The organism is Ruegeria sp. CH10 (assembly GCF_056537125.1).
On the sequence record NZ_JBQFQY010000003.1, the window covers coordinates 368,131 to 387,723 of the forward strand.

A 19,593-nucleotide genomic window follows, 5' to 3' on the forward strand; every position below is an offset into this window, starting at 1 on the left:
ACTTAACAGACGAACCGGCAGAGTTCGCAGCTATGTCCGATGGGTATGAGGTATTAGGTCGAGCTAGGAGGCTGGACAATGGGATCGAAACTCGTCCGCGTGATCGCGGGCTTGTGCGTGGCAGGGATGGCCACCACTGCAATCGCTCAGCAAGCGACAAGCACCAATCGCGTGGCCGCCAAGACGGACTGGAGTGTGTTCGTCGAAGATGATCCCACCGAATGCTGGAGCGTGTCCGCCCCCAAGGAAACGGTCAATACACGTGGTGGACGGGTGGTGTCGGTGCGCCGCAGCGATATTTTGCTGTTCGTATTCTATCGCCCCAACGCCGAGGTCAAAGGTCAGGTAACCTTCACCGGTGGCTATCCCTTTGCCGCAGGATCGACCGTCAATCTTGAGATCGACGGGACCGAGTTCGAACTGATCACCGAAGGTGAATGGGCCTGGCCCGCAACCGAAGGTGAGGACCTGAAAGTTGTGGCTGCAATGAAACGCGGGACCGAGGCGGTGCTGACCGCACGCTCAGAACGGGGCACGCAAACCAAAGACACATTCTCATTGCTGGGTTTCACCGCAGCGATCGAGGATGCGGAAAAGCGTTGCACCAACTGATCCGGTCACGGCGATGATGTGGTAACATAGGGCGTCCGCTATCGGAGGCCCTGCTATGCGTTACACCCTTCTTTTCTGCCTGTTTCCCTGTTTGGCTTTGGCCGACCCGATGCTGGAATGCGCCGATGCCGCGTCGCAGGTCGAAATTGGCGCCTGCGTGTCTGATGTGGAACGGCGCGTGGATATGGCGTTGCAGGCCGCATATGGTTTTGCCCTTGATGCCGCTCAGGAATTGGACGAAGTGACCGGCCGCACCGTGGCCCAACCCGCCCTTGAGACGGCGCAGGTGGCCTGGAGCACCTATCGTGATGCGCAATGCGAGGCCGTGGGGGCTTCGTTCGGCGGAGGGTCGGGCACGGGGATCGGCATCACTGCGTGCCGGGTCGATTTGGGCCGGGCGCGTGTAGATGAATTGCTGCGCATGGCAAATTAAGCGGCACGATTTCTTTTGATCTTTGCGCGCGATCCTATATAGAGGCGCATCCCAAGCCAGAATCCTCAGAGATACGCCAATGTCGCCCAAAGCGCCGATCACTCAAGACGTCATGACCATCCCCCGCAAACTGCCCGAGGGGAAGGTGAACCTCGTCGGTTTGACCCGCGATCAACTGCGCGCGGCGCTGATCGAACATGGCACGCCGGAAAAGCAGGCCAAGATGCGGACCGGGCAGATCTGGCAGTGGATCTATCAGTGGGGTGTGCGCGACTTTGCGCAGATGACCAATCTGGCCAAAGCCTATCGCGCGCAACTGGCTGAGAGCTTTGTGATCGAAATCCCCGAAGTGGTCACCCGTCAGGTGTCCGAGGACGGCACCCGCAAATACCTGTGCCGCATCGCAGGCGGGCATGAGGTTGAGGTGGTGTACATCCCCGAGGATGACCGCGGTACTCTGTGTATCTCATCGCAGGTGGGGTGCACGCTGACCTGTTCTTTCTGTCATACCGGTACGCAGAAACTGGTGCGCAACCTGACGGCGGCGGAAATTGTCGGTCAGGTGATGATGGCCCGCGACGATCTTGAGGAATGGCCGGTCCCCGGTGCGCCCAAGGATGAAACCCGCCTGCTGTCGAACATCGTTCTGATGGGCATGGGCGAGCCCCTGTACAATTTCGACAACGTGCGCGACGCGATGAAGATCGCCATGGACCCCGAGGGGATTTCCCTGTCGCGGCGCCGGATCACCCTGTCGACCAGCGGTGTGGTGCCCGAAATCGCGCGCACAGCGGAAGAGATCGGCTGCCTGCTGGCGATTTCCTTCCATGCCACCACGGATGAAACCCGCGATGTGCTGGTGCCGATCAACAAGCGTTGGAACATCGAGGAACTGCTGGGCGCGCTGGCAAGCTATCCCAAGGCGTCGAATTCGGAACGGATCACCTTTGAATACGTGATGCTGGATGGCGTCAATGACAGCGACGAAGATGCGCATCGCCTGATTGACCATATCAAGCGCCACAACATTCCGGCCAAGATCAACCTGATCCCGTTCAACGAATGGCCGGGCGCGCCCTATAAGCGCAGCTCGAACAACCGTATCCGGGCTTTTGCGAATATCATCTATCAGGCTGGCTATGCCTCACCCATCCGTAAGACACGTGGCGAGGATATCATGGCCGCCTGCGGGCAGCTGAAATCGGCCACCGAACGGGCGCGAAAATCACGCAAGCAGATTGAAGCCGAGGCTGGCATGCAACGCTGAGCTGCCTAATTGTGCCTAAGTGGGCAACAATAATTTAATGTTGCCCCTTCTGTCTTTCGCATAGGAAATTTGATATATTTGGGCTGTCACGGCAGGATGGACGTGTCTCACTCTTGCGCACAAAGCGGTGAAGACCGCGATCTTGTGGTGGCATGTTTGTTCAGTGCCGCTATCTGAATTACAGCACGACACGCGGCGTTCAGGCGAACCTTATGGATCAGGTGGGCCAGTTATATGTTTTTTGGATTTTTACGACTTTCGACGTTACTCATTGTAATCTTTTCGTTTTCGGGCGTCTCCGCTCAACAATCCCCGGGTGAGGGTGCACATATCACCATTGAAAACCCTGCGGATCTGACCAAGGACGAAGCGGCGCAAATCTATGAATCGCTGCAGCGGCGCATGGCGCGCGGGTATGGGGCAGCGCAGTTGGATTTGCTGCTGAATTATCAGAACTGGCCGCTGTTCAACGATGCGCCCTATATCTCGGCCACCCATGGCCAGCGCTATGTGAACAGCTATGCCAACCGGATGGCGCATAATTATGGCACCTTGCAAGAGGGTGAGGTGCTGCCTGTCGGCTCGGTTCTGGCCAAGGACAGCGTGACTGTCACGGATGAGGGCAATATCCACCCCGGTGCCCTGTTCGTTATGGAAAAGCTGCCCGCAGGCACCAGCCCTGACACTGCGGATTGGCGCTATATCATGGTGCTGCCGGACGGGTCTCTGTTCGGTGACACGATGGGGGACCGCGCCCGTGCCGTAGCCTATTGCCATGACTGTCACGAGGCGGTCGCGGATCGCGACTACACGTTTTTCGTGCCCGAGGATTACATCGTCGGGAACTGACTATCCGCGTTTGAACCGCGCGGCCCCGATGACCTCGATCAGGGATTGGCGCACCGGTTCGGGCTGTGCCTCAACCGCGTTCAGCACCTCGCGCAGTTCCGCACGCAATCCGTGCATCTGGTCGATCAGCGAGATCATCATGGACAGGGCGTCGGGCTCCATCTCGTATTGATCGTGCAGCTCGCAGGCCAGTTCCAATCGGGCAACGTCGAGGCTGCGATAGACAAGGCCCTGTTCGCCCTGTTCCGGGATCACGATTTCAGCCGCCAGATACTCGGTCAACCGGGTCGAGGTCAGGCGGGTAACGGTTGCGATCAGTTCCTTTTCGGTCAGGGTCATGATGGCATTCCTTTGCGCGGATCATAGCTGTTGGTCTCGCGCCATGTCTCCATGAAGTTCTTCAGGTCCTCGTCAATCTGGTCGGGCATGGTCACGGTCAGTTCGATCAACTGATCCCCCCGGTTGGTCGAGCCGCGCTTCTTCACCCCCTTGCCGCGCAGGCGCAGGGTCTTGCCGCTGCTGGTGCCCGGCGGGACGCTGACATTGACACCGCCGTCGATCGTGGGGGCGGGGACTTTGCCGCCCAAAATGGCCTCATCAATGGTGATCGGCAGGGTGATGTGGATGTCGTCACCCTGACGGTCGAAAACCGGATGTTTTGCAACCGAAACCGTGACCAGAGCATCCCCAGCGGGGCTATTCCCAAAGCCCGGATCGCCCTTGCCGCGCAGGCGGATGGTCTGGCCATCGGTGATGCCTGCGGGGATTTTTACCTCGATCCGGTCGCCATCTGGCAGGGTCAGTTTCTGGCTGGCGCCAAAGACGGCGTCCAGAAAGCTGATCTGCAGGCTGTAGGCCCGATTGTGGCCGGGCGCGTGAAATTCCTGACTGCGCTGGCCATACCCGCCGCGCCCGCGCATGAACTCGGCAAAGATGTCCGACATGTCCTCCGGGTCTGCCTGTCGTCCGCGATAGGGGTTCCCGGCGGCCTCGGCATAGTCGCGGTAATATTGCTGTTTGGGTCGCTCCTGACCCGAGGCGTCAATCTCACCCCTGTCAAACTGCGCCCTTTTCTCAGGGTCTTTCAGCAGGTCATAGGCGGCGGCTGCGGTTTTGAACTTGGCCTCAGCCTCGGCGTCGCCGGGTTTCAGGTCCGGGTGGCAGTCCTTGGCGATGCGCCGATAGGCTTTTTTGATCTCGGCATCGCTGGCGTCTTTGGTGACGCCAAGGGCGGAATAGGGATCGTCGCTCATCTCACCTCTCGCGGGTCGGTCTGAACAGGTGGTTTTATCATGCGTTTTCAACGGCCCAAAAGGAAGAGGCTTTTGAAACCGCTCGCAAATCCCTAAAGACCTGCTAACATATGCATGTTTTTATTGTATGACCGGAGGCCCCATGACGCGCCGATTGAAATCCATTCTGGCCTTGCTGGCCGGGAACGCCATCGGGCTGTTGCTGGCGGCCATTTTGCTACCGGAATTTGCAATCAAGCCAATCTCGTTCATCGTGGTGGTGATCGTCTTCACGCTGGTTCAGTGGGTGGCCGAGCCGTTGATCCTGAAGCTGGGCGAAAAGAAAGCACCTGCGCTGAAAGGTGGGATTGCGCTGATCGTCACCTTTGTGGGGCTGCTGATCACCGATCTGGTCACCAACGGGCTGACTGTCGGCGGGATTTCCAACCTGCTGGCGGCGACGCTGCTGGTGTGGCTGGGCGCGCTGGTGGCCAGCATTGTGCTGCCGATCTATCTGTTCCCCGAACTGCGTGGACCCAAGAAGTAACTACAGCGCATCCAGGCTGGCCGCGATGGCCTGCCACAGCTCATCCACCGGTTCGCATCCGACCGACAGGCGGGTAAAGGCGGGGTCGACATCGTCACCCCAGCGCGCGCGGCGCTCGGCGGAACTGTGGACGCCGCCAAAGGACGTGGCGGGGCGCAGCATGGGGCAGGCGTTTATGAAAGCCTCGGCCTTCGCTTCGCTGTCCAGCGTGATCGACAGCAGAAACCCGAACCGGCTGGTCTGCGCCTTGGCCAGAGCGTGCGAAGGGTCGCCGGGAAGGCCCGGATAGCGGATATGTTTGACCGCAGGGTGATCGGCCAGTCGTTCTGCCAAAACCTGCGTTGAACTGCACATGCGGTCAAAGCGCACCTCCAGCGTCTCTAACCCGCGATGCAGCAGCCAAGCCTCATGCGGGCCGGGGATCGCGCCGGACACGCGCCGCCATTCTTCGACCCGTTCCATGATCTGCGCATTGCGGCTGGCGACATGGCCCATCAGCAGGTCGGAATGCCCGCCCATGGCCTTGGTGTCCGAGGCCACAACCACATCTACGCCCAGATCCAGCGGGCGTTGGCCCAGAGGCGTCATGGTCGTGTTGTCGGCAATCGTGATGCCTCCGCCCGCGCGCACGGCTTTGGCGATGGCCGGCAGGTCCATCATGTCCAGCCCGGGGTTCGACGGACTTTCAACAAAGACCACATCGAACCCGTCAAACCCGCCCTCGGCAAAGGTGGTCGTCGGGCGTTCGGTGATCGAAACCCCCAGTCCGGATAAAAACTGATCGGCCAGCACGCGCGTAACGTAGTACCCGTCCGAGGGGATCAGCAGCCGCGACCCGGCCTTCAGCGTCGCGAACAGCGCGGCTGAGATTGCCCCCATGCCCGAGGGGAAGGCCAAACAGGGCGCGTCTTCAAGATGGGACAGAACATGTTCCAGATGCGTCCAGGTGGGGTTGTCAGCCCGGCCATAGGTGGGCAGCCCGTCAGGCGCGCCCGGCAGGTGGTACATGCTGCTTTGCGTCAGCGGCAGCGCCACCGGATCGCCGGGGTTCAGCGCATTGCCGCGCAGGTGCAGCATCTCTCCGGGTTTGGGCATCCCTCAGCGTCCCGGGATTTCGTCGCGCGGCGGGGCGGGTTCCCAGTTCTCGATGATGTCGACCGCCTCTTGCGCTGTGTCGACAAAGCGGAACAGGTCCAAATCTTCTTCCGAGATGGTGCCCGCATCTGCCAGCGCTTCCCAGTTGATGACCTTTTCCCAGAATTCCCGGCCAAACAGCAGGAAGGGCACGCGCTCCATCCGGCCAGTCTGAATCAGGGTCAGCGACTCGAACAGCTCATCCATCGTGCCGAAGCCGCCGGGAAAGATGGTGATGGCACGGGCGCGCATCAGGAAGTGCATCTTGCGGATGGCGAAATAGTGGAAGTTAAAGCTGAGCTCGGGCGTCACATACAGGTTCGGTGCCTGCTCGTGCGGCAGCACGATGTTCAACCCGATGGAACAGCCGCCCGCATCCTGCGCGCCGCGGTTCCCGGCCTCCATCACGCCGGGGCCGCCGCCGGTGACGATGACATTCTCGCGGCAGCCTGTCTGGTTCGATTTCTCGGTCATCAGCCGGGCGAACTCGCGCGCTTCGTCATAATATTCCGACAAATCGGCCAGCGTTTGGGTGCGCGCGGTGTGTTTCTGCGATGGCTCGGGAATGCGCGCGCCGCCGAACATGACGATGGTCGAGGTGATCTCACGCTCGGTCATAATCATCTCGGGCTTGAGCAGTTCCAGCTGCAGGCGCACCGGGCGCAGCTCATCGCGGCACAGGAAATCGTCATCGGCAAAGGCAAGGCGATAGGCCGGAGACCGGGTTTGCGGCGTATCGGGAACCTCGCTCGCGGTTGAGCGGTCGGTCTGTGCGTCGCGGAAGGGGCTCAGGCGGTCTTCTCTCATGTGTGATGGTTCCCTGCTTGCGTGTTCACAAAACAGCTATAGGGTTCGCGGCCAGAGCGCCAGTCACGGAAGAACAACAATGAATTGGAAAAGCGAGATTTCAGCCGCCGCAGACCGGATCGCCGGATATGCGCAAGTAACGCCGGTGATGGAAAGCGACATGCTGGGCTATCCTATCGAGCTGAAGCTGGAGCATCTCCAGCACACCGGCAGTTTCAAGGCGCGCGGGGCGTTTAACACATTGCTCAGTTCGGACGTGCCACAGGCCGGGGTTGTGGCCGCATCGGGTGGCAATCACGGGGCGGCGGCGGCCTATGCGGCGCGGGCGCTGGGCTATCCGGCCAAGATCTTTGTGCCGGAAATCGCGGGGCCGTCCAAGATTGCCCTGATCGAACAGACCGGCGCGGACCTGAGCGTGGTGTCGGGGGAATACGCCAATGCCCTGACCGGCGCGCAGGCGCATGAAGAGGCGACCGGTGCGATGCAAATCCATGCCTATGACGCGCCCGCCACCGTGGCCGGGCAGGGCACTTGTTTTGCCGAGTGGGAGGCGCAGGGCCTGAAGGCCGATACGGTTCTGGTTGCCGTTGGCGGCGGCGGGCTGATCGCAGGTGCTTTGGGTTGGTTCGAGGGCGCGCGCAAGGTCGTTGCGGTGGAACCCGAAACCTCATGCGCGCTGAACGCGGCGCTACAGGCCGGGGAACCGGTGGATGTGAGCGTTTCAGGTATCGCCGCCAACGCGCTGGGCGCGCGGCGGATCGGGTCGATCTGTTTCGATCTGGCGCAGGGGATGACCTCGGTTCTGGTCAGCGATGACGCCATTGCCGAGGCCCAGCAACTGCTATGGCGCGCGCATCGGATATTGGTGGAACCCGCAGGGGCTGCGGCGCTGGCGGCGCTGTTGTCGGGGGCGTATCAGCCCGAGCCGGAAGAGCGGGTGGCAGTGCTGATTTGCGGCGGCAATATCGCGCCGGACCCGCTGGGCGGGTGAAACAGCCGCAAACCGCGCGTTCTGCGTCGCATTGCGCCATGGATGGCGCTTGCGTATAGGCAAAACCAACGTGAACAGATTCGTCAGGGAGCCCCGAAATGTCCAACGCCCAACTGGAAGCCGCCATCGAAGCCGCATGGGAGGCACGTGACACCATCACCCCCGCCACCACCGGCGAAACGCGTGAGGCCATCGAAGACACGCTGAACGCGCTGGACAGCGGCGCGCTGCGCGTGGCGGAAAAGCTGGAAAGCGGTGACTGGCATGTGAACCAGTGGGCCAAAAAGGCGGTTCTGCTGGGGTTCCGCATCAAGGACATGGAGCATCAGGCCGGCGGCCCGCAAGACGGTGGCTGGTGGGACAAGGTGGACAGCAAGTTCGCCGGTTGGGGCGAAAACCAGTGGCAGGCTGCCGGGTTCCGCGCTGTGCCGAACTGCGTTGTCCGCAAATCCGCCTATATTGCACCCGGCGTTGTGCTGATGCCGTCCTTTGTGAACCTGGGCGCCTATGTGGACAGCGGCACCATGGTTGATACCTGGGCCACCGTGGGCTCGTGTGCCCAGATCGGCAAGAACGTGCACCTGTCGGGTGGCGTCGGGATCGGCGGCGTGCTGGAACCGATGCAGGCCGGACCGACCATTATCGAAGACAACTGCTTTATCGGCGCGCGGTCCGAGGTGGTCGAGGGCTGCATCGTCCGCGAAGGCTCGGTTCTGGGCATGGGCGTCTTTATCGGCAAGTCAACCAAGATCGTCGACCGCGAAACCGGTGAGGTCACCTATGGCGAGGTTCCGCCTTATTCGGTGGTTGTTGCAGGTTCGATGCCGTCCAAGAACAACATCAGCCTCTATTGCGCTGTGATCGTAAAGCGGGTGGATGAGAAGACCCGCTCGAAAACCGGGATCAATGAACTGCTGCGCGACTAACCCGCGCGCAGAACAGACAGGGGCCGCAGCACCGCGCTGCGGCCTTTTTTGTTACCCTTTGATCGGATAGCGGTCGGGTTCCTCGAAAACGTCGATCACCCGCGACCCGGCCTTGATCTTGCCGCCATGTTCCACACCCGACGGGATCGAATAGCTGTCGCCGGGGCGGTAGATGCGCGTTTCATCGCCAATGGTCAGCTCAACCTCACCCTCGACCACGGTGCCCCATTGGGCCTTGTGCGAATGCATGGGCAGTTCGAAATCCTGCAAAAAGGTGAAAAACGCCACCAGCCCGGCATCGGATCGGATGACGGCTGTCTGCACCACGTCTTCGGGGAACGGCACATCAAGGCTGGGAAAATCGGTGATGAAATCGGGATAGGTCATAAGCTGTCCTTGCTGGCTAATCGCGCGGTTACTATGGCGTCGTGGCTGCATTGTTGCAATTGCTTGACCGGACAGGGGCGCGCGGCTATGGCCCCTTGCATGGAAAAGCAAAAGAAACCTTCCCGTCAGCAAGTCTATACCCTGCTTGTGCAGATCGGCCGCAAGGATGGCGATGGCCTGCCCGAAGGCGCGACCGGGGCGGCGCTGATGTGCTTTGCCAGCGGCGTGGACGAGGCCGAGGCGGTGCGCGAAACCGTGGCGATCCTGAAACAGGCCGACACCGCGCCTTTGGATGTGACGGGCTATGGCACTCTGGCCGAGCGTGAGGCGCAGGGCCATGACATCGACCCGGATGAGCGCGCCCTGATGCAGCGCGCGCTGGATGAGAACGCCGTCATAGTCGCGCAGATGACACCGTTTTTCGGGGATGAGGGAACCGCCTAGTTCCGCACTCCGAACCAATTGCGGTAAATCTCGTCATAGGTGCCGTCTTCACGCAGGGCCAGCAGCGCCTGATTGACATCCTCGACCAGCGGAGAGCCGGTCGGGAAAGCAATCCCGTAGCTTTCGCGCAGGAATACCCCTCCGGTCATCGTCGCGATCCGGCGCCCTTCATGCGAGGCGTAGTAGGACAGGATCGGCGCGTCGAATACCACCGCGTCCAAGTCCTTGTTCTCGAACGCGGCCAGCAACTCATCCAGACCGGCGTAACCGGTGAATTCAACCTCGCGCCGGTTCAGAAAGCTGGCGGCGGTCGAGTTTGAGATGGTGCCGACCTGCTTGCCATAGAGGTCATTGACCGAATTCACACTGCCGCTGATCGCATCCACCGTCATGACCGAGGTGATACGCGCCGTAAACACCGACACGATGAACAGCGACGAAACCACAAGGACGACGCCCAGCAGGCGGCCAAAGGGGGTGCGGGGCATACGCTCTTCAAACCCGCCATTGACCACGAGGTTCAGCGCCCACCAAAAGGACGGGAACCACGCCTCGTCCAGGCTGCGGTCAAAATAGGGTTGCGCGCGGCGTTCAAATGTCCACATCAGCATGCCGCCGCCCAAAAGGATGGCAAAGGCCAGGCCAATGGCGATGAACAGCTCGCGCGAGAGAAGCGCCGACAGCAGCGATGGCTGGCGCGCGGCCTCGGACGGGACCATGATCTGCAGGCCGGCCTCAAAGATCGGCTGGCTGAAGTCCATCAGTGTTTCCCGCGAGGCGGTGATCGAGATATTGGCGATGGCCAGATCGGCCGCGCCATCCTGCACCGCCCCCAGCATGTCGCCGAACCCTTCGACCCGGTTGATCGCATAGTCCCAGTTCAGGGACTCGGCCAGCGCCGCCAGCAGGTCCATGGAAAACCCAGTCTGTGCCCCGTCCTCGACATAGGAAAACGGGGGGCGGGTCACCGTGGTGACGGTCAGTGTCTGTGCCTGGCTTTGCTGAGCGAGAGCGGCGAAAGTCAGGCACAACCATACGAAAAGGGCGCGTATCATAGTCCAGTTACCTGTTTCGGCGGGCTCTAGCGCAATTCCACGCGACCGGGCAAGCGTGCCGCTACGAAAACGCGTTGTTTTGTTGGAGTGTCAGAGCGATACGCCTGAAAAAATGGCGGGTTTTTCACTCGGGCAGGGGTTGGCAATCCGCTCAATTCGTTGAATCTGTGTGCGCAAACCAACCAGAGGGGGCCGCGATGACTGATCCGGTGAAACTGACTGCAGACCTGATCCGTTGCCCATCGGTCACACCCGAGGAAGGCGGTGCCTTGGTTCTTTTGGACAACCTGCTGTCCGAGGCGGGCTTTTCCTGCAGCCGCGTCGACCGTGGTGGCATCAGCAATCTGTTCGCGCGTTGGGGCGACAAAGGCCACCGGCGCAGCTTTGGGTTCAACGGCCATACGGATGTGGTTCCGGTCGGGGACAAGGCCGCGTGGACCATGCCGCCATTTGGCGCGGAGATCCGCGATGGGGTCATGTATGGCCGGGGCACCACGGATATGAAATCAGGCGTGGCGGCCTTTGCCGCGGCGGCCATTGATTTCGTGCGCGACACCCCGCCCGACGGGGCCATCATCCTGACCATCACCGGGGATGAGGAGGGGGATGCGCTGGATGGCACCACGGCCCTGCTGGACTATATGGATCGCGAGGGCGAGGCGATGTCGGTCTGTCTGGTGGGTGAGCCGACCTGCCCCAATACCATGGGTGAGATGATGAAGATCGGGCGACGCGGCTCGATGAATATCTGGTTCACGGTGACCGGCGTGCAGGGCCATGCGGCCTATCCGCACCGGGCCAAAAACCCGATGCCCGCGATGGCGCGGCTGATGGACCGGCTGGCCAGTCACGAACTGGATCAGGGCACGGACCATTTCGATGCCTCCACGCTGGCGGTTGTGAACATCGATACCGGCAACCCGGCCACCAACGTGATCCCGGCGCAATGCAGCGGCACGGTGAATATCCGGTTCAACGATCTGCATTCGGGCGAAAGCCTCAGCACCTGGCTGCGGGCCGAGGCCGCCGCCGTCGCCGACGCCTTTGGCGTTGAAATCGACGTGCGGATCAAGATCTCGGGCGAAAGCTTTCTGACCCCACCGGGCCCCTTGTCCGATCTGGTGGCCAATGCGGTTCAGGCGGAAACGGGTGTTGCGCCTGAATTGTCCACCTCGGGCGGAACCTCGGATGCGCGGTTTGTCAAAAACCACTGCCCGGTGGTCGAGTTTGGTTTGGTCGGGCGCACCATGCATCAGGTGGATGAATGTGTTGAGGTGGCGCAGATCGAACAGCTTACGGCGATTTATGCGCGCATCCTGCGGGACTATTTCGCCTGATCCGTTTTTAGTCATGACGCGGTCGCACACCCGTGCTAGGCCGGGATTATGACTCGCATCCCCACCAAGCAAGAGGTCCTTGACTGGATCTCGGCGAACCCCACCCTGACCTCGAAACGCGATATTGCCAAAGCCTTTGGGATCAAGGGCGCGGCGCGGATCGACCTGAAACGCATCCTGCGCGAGCTTGAGGCCGAGGGCCATCTGGAAAAGCGCAAGCGCAGCTATGGCGACCCGGATCGTCTGCCGCCTGTCAGTGTGCTGCAGGTGAAGGCGCCGAACGCCGATGGCGACCTGTTCGCCCGTCCGCTGGAATGGCATGGTGAAGGGGTCGAACCCATCGTGCTGCTGATCACCCGCGCCAGCGATCCGGCCCTGGGCGAAGGCGACCGGATTCTGGCGCGCCTGACCGTGGTGCATGAAGAAGACCACAATTACGAGGCGCGCCTGATCCGCCGGATCGGCACCAACCCGCGCAAGATCGTTGGCATCTTTCGCAAAGGGGCCGAGGGCGGGCGGATCGTGCCCATCGACAAGGCGAGTTCGACCGAGTGGCTGGTGCCCGATGGCGCGGTTCATGGGGCCAAGGACGGTGAGCTGGTCGAGGCCGAACAGGCCGGACCCAAGAACCGCATGGGCCTGCCGCGCGCCCGCATCGTCGAACGGCTGGGCGACCCAACCGCGCCCAAAGCCGTCTCGCTGATCGCGATCCACCAGCACGGCATTCCGGACGACTTCCCCGACAAGGTGATCGATGAGGCCGACAAGGCCAAACCCGTCGGCCTGAAAGGGCGCGACGACCTGCGGGATATGCCGCTGCTGACCATCGACCCCTCGGATGCGCGGGATCACGACGATGCTTGTTATGCCCACGCCGACGATGATCCGAAGAACCCCGGCGGCCATGTAATCTGGGTCGCGATTGCCGATGTCGCCGCCTATGTGCAGCCCGGCACCGCGCTGGACCGCGAGGCGCGCAAGCGGGGCAATTCCAGCTATTTCCCCGACCGCGTGGTGCCGATGCTGCCGGATCGTCTGTCGGGCGATCTGTGTTCGCTGCACGAAGGCGTCCCGCGCGCCTGTATCGCCGTGCGGATGCAGATCGATGCGGATGGCAACAAGATCGGTCACCGGTTCGTGCGGGGCCTGATGCGCTCGGCCGCATCACTGCATTATGCCGAGGTGCAGGAGGCCATCGACGGCAATCCCAACGACCGCACCGGGCCGCTGTTAGAGACGGTCTTGAAACCGCTCTATGCCGCTTATGCCGCGCTGAAAAAGGCGCGGGCGGAACGGCAGCCACTGGATCTGGACCTGCCTGAGCGTCAGATCGTACTCAGTGACACGGGCGAAGTGACCAGCGTGGCCTTCCGCGATCGGCTGGACGCGCATAAGCTGATCGAAGAGTTCATGATCCTCGCCAATGTCGCTGCGGCTGAGACGCTGATCGCCAAACGCCGCCCGCTGCTGTTCCGCGTCCACGAAGAACCCGCGCCGGAAAAACTGGAAAGCCTGCGGGAAACCGCGCAGGCTGCGGGGCTGAATCTGGCCAAAGGGCAGGTGCTGCAGACCCGCCACCTGAACGCCCTGCTGAACGCCGCCGCCGGGACCGAGGATGCGGAGCTGATCAATCTGTCCACCCTTCGGTCGATGGCGCAGGCGTACTACAACCCCGAGAATTTCGGCCACTTTGGTTTGGCGCTGCGGAATTACGCGCATTTCACATCTCCCATCCGCCGCTATGCGGACCTGATCGTGCACCGCGCGCTGATCTCGGCCCATGGCTGGGGCAAGGATGGGCTGACCGAGGATGAAATCGCGCGGCTGGACGAAACCGCCACCCATATCTCGGATACTGAACGCCGTTCTATGATGGCGGAACGGGATACCACCGACCGCTATCTAGCGGCCTATCTGAGCGAACGGGTGGGCAATGAGTTCACAGGTCGCATCAGCGGTATTGCCCGCTTTGGGGCCTTTGTGAAAATGGATGAAACCGGCGCGGATGGGCTGGTTCCTGTGCGGTCTCTGGGGCGTGAGTTCTTTCATTTTGACCGCGAGGCCGGGACGCTGATGGGATCGGATACCGGGTTGATCATCGCAATCGGTCAGCGTGTTACCGTGCGCCTGGCTGCGGCGACGCCTGTGACCGGCGGATTGGAGCTGGAGCTTCTCTCAATCGACGATCAGGCTCTGCCGCGCGGGCGAGGTTCCACGAAACGTGGCGCGCGTCGCAAGGCGGTCAGCACCAAGCGCAAGAAGGACAAGATCAAGCGCAAGGTCGAACGCAAACGCCGTCAAAGGTGATAGGTCAAAGCCCGCGCAATCAGCCAGCCGTGGCGCGTTGCGTCGATCTGTGCAGGGTCGTCGAACAGCACCGCCCTGTTGCCCTCAATCCGGTCCTCGCCGGGAAAGGCCGAGGTGAAATCCCCCATCAACCGGCTTTGGCAATGTACAAACAGTGCAAAGCTGGCCGCTTTGTGCCCGCCCAGACGGATGGTCGACCCCTTGGGGGCCAGATAGGCTGGCTGACCCCAGCGCAGCGCCTCTTGCAGCGGGTGTGCGCGGGGCAGGGACGCCGCAGTCTCAAAGATCAATTCACGCAGAGCCAAAGCGCCGTTGCGGGCCTCGGGTGAAAGAGTGTCATAGGCGGCGGCGACTTTCGGGTCGGTAAAAGGTGTCATGCCAGCAGCTTAACTGCTTTGTGTGGTCACGTCAGACATTTCGCTCAGAGCGCTTTGTGAAAATCGCTTTTTGCGCTATTCTATGCCTGAGCAGTAATCAGGAAAATCGGAATGCGTAAATGCATGGGTGGCGTCGTTGCCGCCGCATTATGGGCATCCATTGTGCAGGCGGAAACTCTCAACACACCGGATGGGCTGAGATCCATCCAGCTGGCCTCGGCGGATGTGACGGTGTCCATCCGACCCGTCTTGCGGCCCCAGATTAAGGAGGTTCGGGTGTCGACCGAAGGAAACGCGCGGTTTCAGGCGTGGCTGGGCGCGTTTCGCGAGCGGGCGCAGGCACAGGGGATTTCTGCGGCAACGCTTGATCAGGCTTTGGCGGGCCTGACCTATGACAAGAAGATCATCGAGCGGGACCGAAATCAGGCCGAGTTCTCAAAACCGATTTGGGAGTATCTGGACGCCGCCGCCTCAGACCGTCGGATCGCGAACGGGCGCGCGGCGCTGGACCAGCATGGGGCAACCCTGACTCGGATTGAGGCGCAATATGGCGTCGAAAAAGAGGTCGTGACCGCGATCTGGGGGCTTGAGACCTCATTCGGTACGTTCCGGGGCAGTGATCACACGATCCGCTCACTGGCGACGCTGGCTTTTGATGCGCGGCGGTCACAGTTCTTTGAGACCCAGCTGGTCGCCGCGTTGCAGATCATTCAGGCGGGTGATGTCAGTCCCGACCATATGATTGGCAGTTGGGCCGGGGCTATGGGACATACGCAATTCATGCCAACCTCATATCTGGAGCACGCGGTGGATTTCGACCGGGATGGACGGCGCGATATCTGGTCGGATGACCCGACCGACGCGCTGGCCTCGGCGGCGTCATACCTGGCGCGGCATGGCTGGACCAAGGGGCAACCGTGGGGGGTGGAAGTCCGTTTGCCCGATGGGTTCGATTATTCGATGGCGCGGCGGGATTTCACACTGCTGCCCGCAGATTGGGCCGCACGCGGGGTTGTTGACCGGACCGGTCAGCCTGTGCCCGATCACGGCCAGGCCGCCATCCTGCTGCCTGCCGGAGGGCAGGGCGTGGCGCTGATGATCTTTGACAATTTCCGCGTGATCGAGGCCTATAATGGTGCGGATGCCTATGTCATCGGCATTGGCCATCTGTCCGACCGTTTGTCCGGCCGCGCGCCGTTTCAGGCCAACTGGCCGCGTGGTGACCGGATATTGAGTTTTACCGAGAAAAAAGAACTGCAAACCCGCCTGACCGAGGCCGGATTTGACACGCAGGGCATCGACGGGCGGACCGGGCCGAACACGGTGAACGCCGTGCGCGCCTATCAGCTGGCGCAGGGGTTGGTTCCGGATGGGTATCCGTCCCCGCGGCTGCTTGAGCGGTTGAGGTAGGGGAGGGGGCTCTGCCCCCGCCGCGGCAAGCCGCGACTCCCCCGGGATATTTTTGGCCAGATGAAGCTGCGCGGATCAGCTTGCGGCTTTCATCAGTCCCTGTTCGATGATGTCGGTCTGCGCCTCGTCCAGTGACTTGTGGATGCGTACGAACATCTCGTCGATATCCGCAGGCGTCAGGATCAGCGGGGGGGAAATGATCATCCGGTCGCCCACATGGCGCATGATCAGGTTGTTGCCAAAGCAGCGGTCGCGACAGACATAACCCACGGTGCCTGGGGCTGACGCAAACTTGGCGCGGCTGGCCTTGTCCGGGGTCAGCGCGATTGAGGCCATCATGCCGACGATCTTGGCCTCGCCCACCAGGGGGTGGTCGGCCAGGGCCTCCCATTTCTCTTTCAGGTAGGGGGCGGCCACGTCGCGGACATGCTCGACGATCTTTTCCTCTTCTAGGATGCGCAGGTTTTCCAGTGCCACGGCCGCGGCGACCGGGTGGCCGGAATAGGTGTAGCCGTGGTTGAATTCGGTGCTGCCGATCACCTCGGCGATCTCGTCATTGACGATGGAGCCGCCGATGGGCGCGTAGCCCGAGCTGAGGCCCTTGGCGATGGTCATGATGTGCGGCTTGATGCCGACAGTTTGCGAGCCGAACCAGTTGCCAGTGCGGCCAAAGCCACAAATCACCTCATCCGCGATCAGCAGGATATCGTATTTGTCGCAAATGCGCTGGATTTCCGGCCAATAGGTGTCGGGGGCCACGATCACGCCGCCTGCGCCCTGCACCGGTTCGGCGATGAAGGCCGCGACGCGGTTTTCGCCCAGTTGCTCAATCGCCTCTTCCAGCTCGCGCGCGCGGGCGAGGCCGAACTCTTCGGGCGACATGTCACCGCCCTCGGCCCACCAGTTGGGTTGGTTGATGTGGTGAATGTTCGGGATCGGGATGCCGCCCTGTGCGTGCATCCCGGCCATCCCGCCCAGCGAAGCCGACCCAACCGACGAGCCATGATAGGCGTTGTGGCGGCTGATGATGATGTTCTTGTCAGGCTGGCCTTTTTCGGCCCAGTAGGTACGGACCAGGCGAATGTTGGTGTCATTTGCCTCGGACCCGCCCGCAGCGAAGAAGACGTGGTTCAAGTCGCCCGGGGCCAATTCGGCCAATTTGTTGGCCAGCGCTATGGCGGGCACGTGGGTCGTTTTGAAGAAGGTGTTGTAATAGGGCAGCTCGCGCATCTGGCGGGCGGCAACCTCGGCCAGCTCATCGCGGCCATAGCCGATATTGACGCACCACAGACCGGCCATGGCGTCCAGAATCTCTTCGCCTTCGCTGTCGGTCAGGTAGACGCCCTTGGCACGGGTGATGACACGGGCGCCTTCTTTGCCCAGTGCGCCGTTGGCCGAGAACGGGTGCATGTGATGGGCTGCATCCAGCGCCTGCAATTCGGCGGTGGGCATGTGATTGGTGATGGTGGACATCCGAGATCCTCCTGAAAGAGCGGTTGGCTTTCACAATATGATCAAATTTTATCCTGTCAATCGAATCGCGCAGGGTCAGTTTTTGGCAAGGGCATCCGCCATCAGCTCCATCCCCTGTTCGATGTCCTGAGCGGTTGCTTTCGCCACCGCGTCGGCGTGCTGTGCCCGTAGGGCGGCGATGATATCCTTATGCCTGTCCGGCAGGCTGCGGGTGCCAAAACGCCCGCAGACCACCCGCAATGACGGCCCGAATCTGAGCCATAACCGCTCGGCCAGATCGCTGAGAATCGGAGCATCGGCATGGGCATAGAGCATCTCGTGGAACTGGTGGTTCAGGCGCAGATAGCCGCTGACGTCCCCATCAGTGATGGTGCGGTCCAATTGCTGATCTGTTTGCTCAAGCTCGTCGATATCAGCACTGTCCATATTCCCGGCAGCGCGCCTGGAAAGCTCTGATTCTATTGATATTCTGGCGAAGATCATCTGTTCGACATCGCCTTTGGACAACAAAGGCACACTGACCCGTCGGTTGCCCTGAAACACCAGCGCGCCGTCCGAGATCAGCCTGCGAATCGCCTCGCGTACCGGGGTCATGCCGACACCCAGAGAATCGGTCAGCCCCTGGATCGTTACGGGTTGTCCGGGCACCAGATCACCAAACATGATCTGTGCTTTGAGGGTGTGGTAGACCTGTTCGTGCGCGGGTCTTTTCTCGGTGTCCGCTTTTGGGGCGAATGCCTTGTTTTTGATCAAATCCAATTGGTTTGCCCTGTTTCGACTGATGCTGCATTGCCAGGTATCTGACCTCATGGAATCATACGCGTGATCGGGGGAAAACGCAAAACTTGATCAAATCCAAAAAAACGGGAAAATACCCGAACATTTGCAGGGAGAAGAAAATGTCAATTAAAACGCTGACCGTGACAGCGGCGGTAATCGCATTGGGGACTTCGGCGGCCTTCGCTGAAGAGGTGCGTGTTTACAACTGGTCCGACTATATCGATGAGGGCCTTCTGGAGAAGTTTGAGGAAGAAACCGGCCTGACGCTGATCTACGATGTGTTCGACAGCAACGAAGTGCTGGAAACCAAGATGCTGGCCGGTGGGTCGGGCTATGACGTGGTGGTGCCGACCGGCAGCTTTATGAGCCGTCAGATTCAGGCGGGCGCGTTTCAGCCACTGGACCCGGCGCAGCTGTCCAATATCGGCAATGCCTGGGATGTCATCGCCGAGCGGGTCGCGCAGTTCGATCCTGGCAACAAGCATTCGGTCAACTACATGTGGGGCACCACCGGGCTGGGCGTGAATGTCGGCAAAGTACAAGAAGTGCTGGGCGAAGATGCGCCGCTGGATTCGATGGAGCTGATCTTTAACCCCGACAACATGGCGAAGCTGGCCGAATGCGGTGTCTACTTCCTGGATGCCCCCGATGAGATGGTTCCGGCCGCCCTGGTCTATGCCGGGCTGGACCCGAACAGCCACGACAAGGATGACATCGCCAAGGCCGAAGAGGTGTTTGCCGCCGTTCGTCCTTATGTGACCAAGTTCCACAGCTCGGAATATATCAACGCGCTGGCCAACGGGGACATCTGTGTGGCCGTCGGTTTCTCGGGCGACGTGTTGCAGGCGCGGGATCGCGCGGCTGAGGCCGACAATGGGGTCGAGATCGCCTATAACGCCTTCAAGGAAGGCTCGCAGATGTGGTTCGACCAGATGGCCGTGCCAGTTGATGCGCCGAACCCCGAAGGTGCACATAAGTTCATCAACTTCATGCTGGATGCGCAGAACATGGCGGCGGCATCGAACTATGTCTACTACGCCAACGGCAACAAAGCCTCGCAGGAGTTTCTTGAGGAAGACGTGATCACCGATCCGGCGATCTATCCGTCGGCTGAGGCGATGGACAATACCTATATCAAGGGGCCGTACCCGCAAAAGACGCAGCGCGTCGTGACGCGGATGTGGACCAAGATCAAATCGGGCACCTGACCGGGTGTCTGCGCGGG

General features: G+C 61.2%; 21 protein-coding genes. 12 read left to right on the forward strand and 9 right to left on the reverse strand.

What is annotated here, in order from left to right; translation table 11 throughout:
* Window positions 1-78: 78 nt before the first annotated feature.
* The 4 genes from ACRZ94_RS12030 to ACRZ94_RS12045 all read left to right on the forward strand — a co-directional run bounded on the left by ACRZ94_RS12030 (window position 79) and on the right by ACRZ94_RS12045 (window position 3,161).
* The gene (locus ACRZ94_RS12030; RefSeq protein WP_480653595.1) at window positions 79-612 is read left to right on the forward strand and encodes an invasion associated locus B family protein; all 534 of its coding nucleotides are present in this window, start codon (window positions 79-81) and stop codon (window positions 610-612) included.
* 55 nt (window positions 613-667) lie between these two features.
* Window positions 668-1,045: a lysozyme inhibitor LprI family protein gene (locus ACRZ94_RS12035; RefSeq protein WP_480653597.1), complete on the forward strand. Its 378-nt coding sequence runs from the start codon at window positions 668-670 to the stop codon at window positions 1,043-1,045.
* Window positions 1,046-1,124: 79 nt separating this feature from the next.
* Entirely contained in the window at window positions 1,125-2,312 is a 1,188-nt protein-coding gene (rlmN, locus tag ACRZ94_RS12040; RefSeq protein WP_480797435.1) for a dual-specificity RNA methyltransferase RlmN, read from the forward strand.
* 234 nt (window positions 2,313-2,546) lie between these two features.
* Complete coding sequence (locus ACRZ94_RS12045) at window positions 2,547-3,161, forward strand: cytochrome P460 family protein (protein ID WP_480797436.1); 615 nt, start codon at window positions 2,547-2,549, stop codon at window positions 3,159-3,161.
* Here the strand turns inward: ACRZ94_RS12045 and ACRZ94_RS12050 are convergent, their stop codons facing one another.
* Both ACRZ94_RS12050 and ACRZ94_RS12055 read right to left on the reverse strand, forming a co-directional pair.
* On the reverse strand, window positions 3,162-3,500 hold the full coding sequence (locus ACRZ94_RS12050; protein ID WP_480653603.1) for a hypothetical protein: 339 nt from the start codon (window positions 3,498-3,500) through the stop codon (window positions 3,162-3,164).
* Window positions 3,497-4,414, reverse strand: a complete 918-nt coding sequence (locus ACRZ94_RS12055) for a DnaJ C-terminal domain-containing protein (RefSeq protein WP_480797437.1) — start codon at window positions 4,412-4,414, stop codon at window positions 3,497-3,499. Before ACRZ94_RS12055 ends, ACRZ94_RS12050 begins: the two co-directional genes overlap by 4 nt.
* 142 nt (window positions 4,415-4,556) lie before the next feature.
* Here ACRZ94_RS12055 and ACRZ94_RS12060 point away from each other — a divergent pair, with 142 nt between their 5' ends.
* The gene (locus ACRZ94_RS12060; protein WP_480797438.1) at window positions 4,557-4,940 is read left to right on the forward strand and encodes a hypothetical protein; all 384 of its coding nucleotides are present in this window, start codon (window positions 4,557-4,559) and stop codon (window positions 4,938-4,940) included.
* Here the strand turns inward: ACRZ94_RS12060 and ACRZ94_RS12065 are convergent, their stop codons facing one another.
* Together ACRZ94_RS12065 and ACRZ94_RS12070 are read right to left on the reverse strand one after the other, a co-directional pair.
* Window positions 4,941-6,035: a cystathionine gamma-lyase gene (locus tag ACRZ94_RS12065; RefSeq protein WP_480797439.1), complete on the reverse strand. Its 1,095-nt coding sequence runs from the start codon at window positions 6,033-6,035 to the stop codon at window positions 4,941-4,943. It abuts the gene before it with no gap.
* 3 nt (window positions 6,036-6,038) lie between these two features.
* Window positions 6,039-6,881: an LOG family protein gene (locus ACRZ94_RS12070; protein ID WP_480797440.1), complete on the reverse strand. Its 843-nt coding sequence runs from the start codon at window positions 6,879-6,881 to the stop codon at window positions 6,039-6,041.
* Between the two features lie 79 nt (window positions 6,882-6,960).
* On the opposite strand from ACRZ94_RS12070, the gene ACRZ94_RS12075 reads away from it, so the two are divergent.
* Window positions 6,961-7,872 (forward strand): threonine/serine dehydratase, encoded by a 912-nt coding sequence (locus ACRZ94_RS12075; protein WP_480797441.1) that lies wholly within the window; start codon window positions 6,961-6,963, stop codon window positions 7,870-7,872.
* 98 nt (window positions 7,873-7,970) lie between these two features.
* A complete protein-coding gene (gene dapD, locus ACRZ94_RS12080) occupies window positions 7,971-8,798 on the forward strand; it encodes a 2,3,4,5-tetrahydropyridine-2,6-dicarboxylate N-succinyltransferase (protein WP_480653616.1) in 828 nt (275 codons plus the stop codon).
* Between the two features lie 51 nt (window positions 8,799-8,849).
* Here the strand turns inward: dapD and ACRZ94_RS12085 are convergent, their stop codons facing one another.
* Window positions 8,850-9,185, reverse strand: a complete 336-nt coding sequence (locus ACRZ94_RS12085; protein ID WP_480653618.1) for a cupin domain-containing protein — start codon at window positions 9,183-9,185, stop codon at window positions 8,850-8,852.
* 99 nt (window positions 9,186-9,284) lie between these two features.
* Here ACRZ94_RS12085 and ACRZ94_RS12090 point away from each other — a divergent pair, with 99 nt between their 5' ends.
* Window positions 9,285-9,629: a hypothetical protein gene (locus ACRZ94_RS12090; protein ID WP_170427741.1), complete on the forward strand. Its 345-nt coding sequence runs from the start codon at window positions 9,285-9,287 to the stop codon at window positions 9,627-9,629.
* Here ACRZ94_RS12090 and ACRZ94_RS12095 read toward each other — a convergent pair.
* Window positions 9,626-10,684: a transporter substrate-binding domain-containing protein gene (locus tag ACRZ94_RS12095; RefSeq protein WP_480797442.1), complete on the reverse strand. Its 1,059-nt coding sequence runs from the start codon at window positions 10,682-10,684 to the stop codon at window positions 9,626-9,628. The genes ACRZ94_RS12090 and ACRZ94_RS12095 overlap by 4 nt on opposite strands.
* Before the next feature lie 197 nt (window positions 10,685-10,881).
* Here ACRZ94_RS12095 and dapE point away from each other — a divergent pair, with 197 nt between their 5' ends.
* Window positions 10,882-12,021, forward strand: coding sequence for a succinyl-diaminopimelate desuccinylase (gene dapE / locus ACRZ94_RS12100; protein WP_480797443.1), 1,140 nt, complete (start codon window positions 10,882-10,884; stop codon window positions 12,019-12,021).
* A gap of 48 nt (window positions 12,022-12,069) precedes the next feature.
* Window positions 12,070-14,328, forward strand: a complete 2,259-nt coding sequence (gene rnr, locus ACRZ94_RS12105; protein ID WP_480797444.1) for a ribonuclease R — start codon at window positions 12,070-12,072, stop codon at window positions 14,326-14,328.
* On the opposite strand, the gene ACRZ94_RS12110 is transcribed toward rnr, so the two are convergent.
* Window positions 14,319-14,705, reverse strand: a complete 387-nt coding sequence (locus ACRZ94_RS12110) for a DUF1801 domain-containing protein (protein WP_480653627.1) — start codon at window positions 14,703-14,705, stop codon at window positions 14,319-14,321. The two genes, rnr and ACRZ94_RS12110, sit on opposite strands and share 10 nt — an antisense overlap.
* 111 nt (window positions 14,706-14,816) lie before the next feature.
* Here ACRZ94_RS12110 and ACRZ94_RS12115 point away from each other — a divergent pair, with 111 nt between their 5' ends.
* On the forward strand, window positions 14,817-16,115 hold the full coding sequence (locus ACRZ94_RS12115) for a lytic murein transglycosylase (protein ID WP_480797445.1): 1,299 nt from the start codon (window positions 14,817-14,819) through the stop codon (window positions 16,113-16,115).
* A 75-nt stretch (window positions 16,116-16,190) separates the two neighbouring features.
* Here the strand turns inward: ACRZ94_RS12115 and ACRZ94_RS12120 are convergent, their stop codons facing one another.
* Both ACRZ94_RS12120 and ACRZ94_RS12125 read right to left on the reverse strand, forming a co-directional pair.
* On the reverse strand, window positions 16,191-17,588 hold the full coding sequence (locus ACRZ94_RS12120; RefSeq protein ID WP_480797446.1) for an aspartate aminotransferase family protein: 1,398 nt from the start codon (window positions 17,586-17,588) through the stop codon (window positions 16,191-16,193).
* Between the two features lie 75 nt (window positions 17,589-17,663).
* Entirely contained in the window at window positions 17,664-18,347 is a 684-nt protein-coding gene (locus ACRZ94_RS12125) for a GntR family transcriptional regulator (RefSeq protein WP_480797447.1), read from the reverse strand.
* Window positions 18,348-18,487: 140 nt separating this feature from the next.
* On the opposite strand from ACRZ94_RS12125, the gene ACRZ94_RS12130 reads away from it, so the two are divergent.
* Entirely contained in the window at window positions 18,488-19,576 is a 1,089-nt protein-coding gene (locus ACRZ94_RS12130) for a polyamine ABC transporter substrate-binding protein (protein WP_480797448.1), read from the forward strand.
* Window positions 19,577-19,593: the final 17 nt, after the last annotated feature.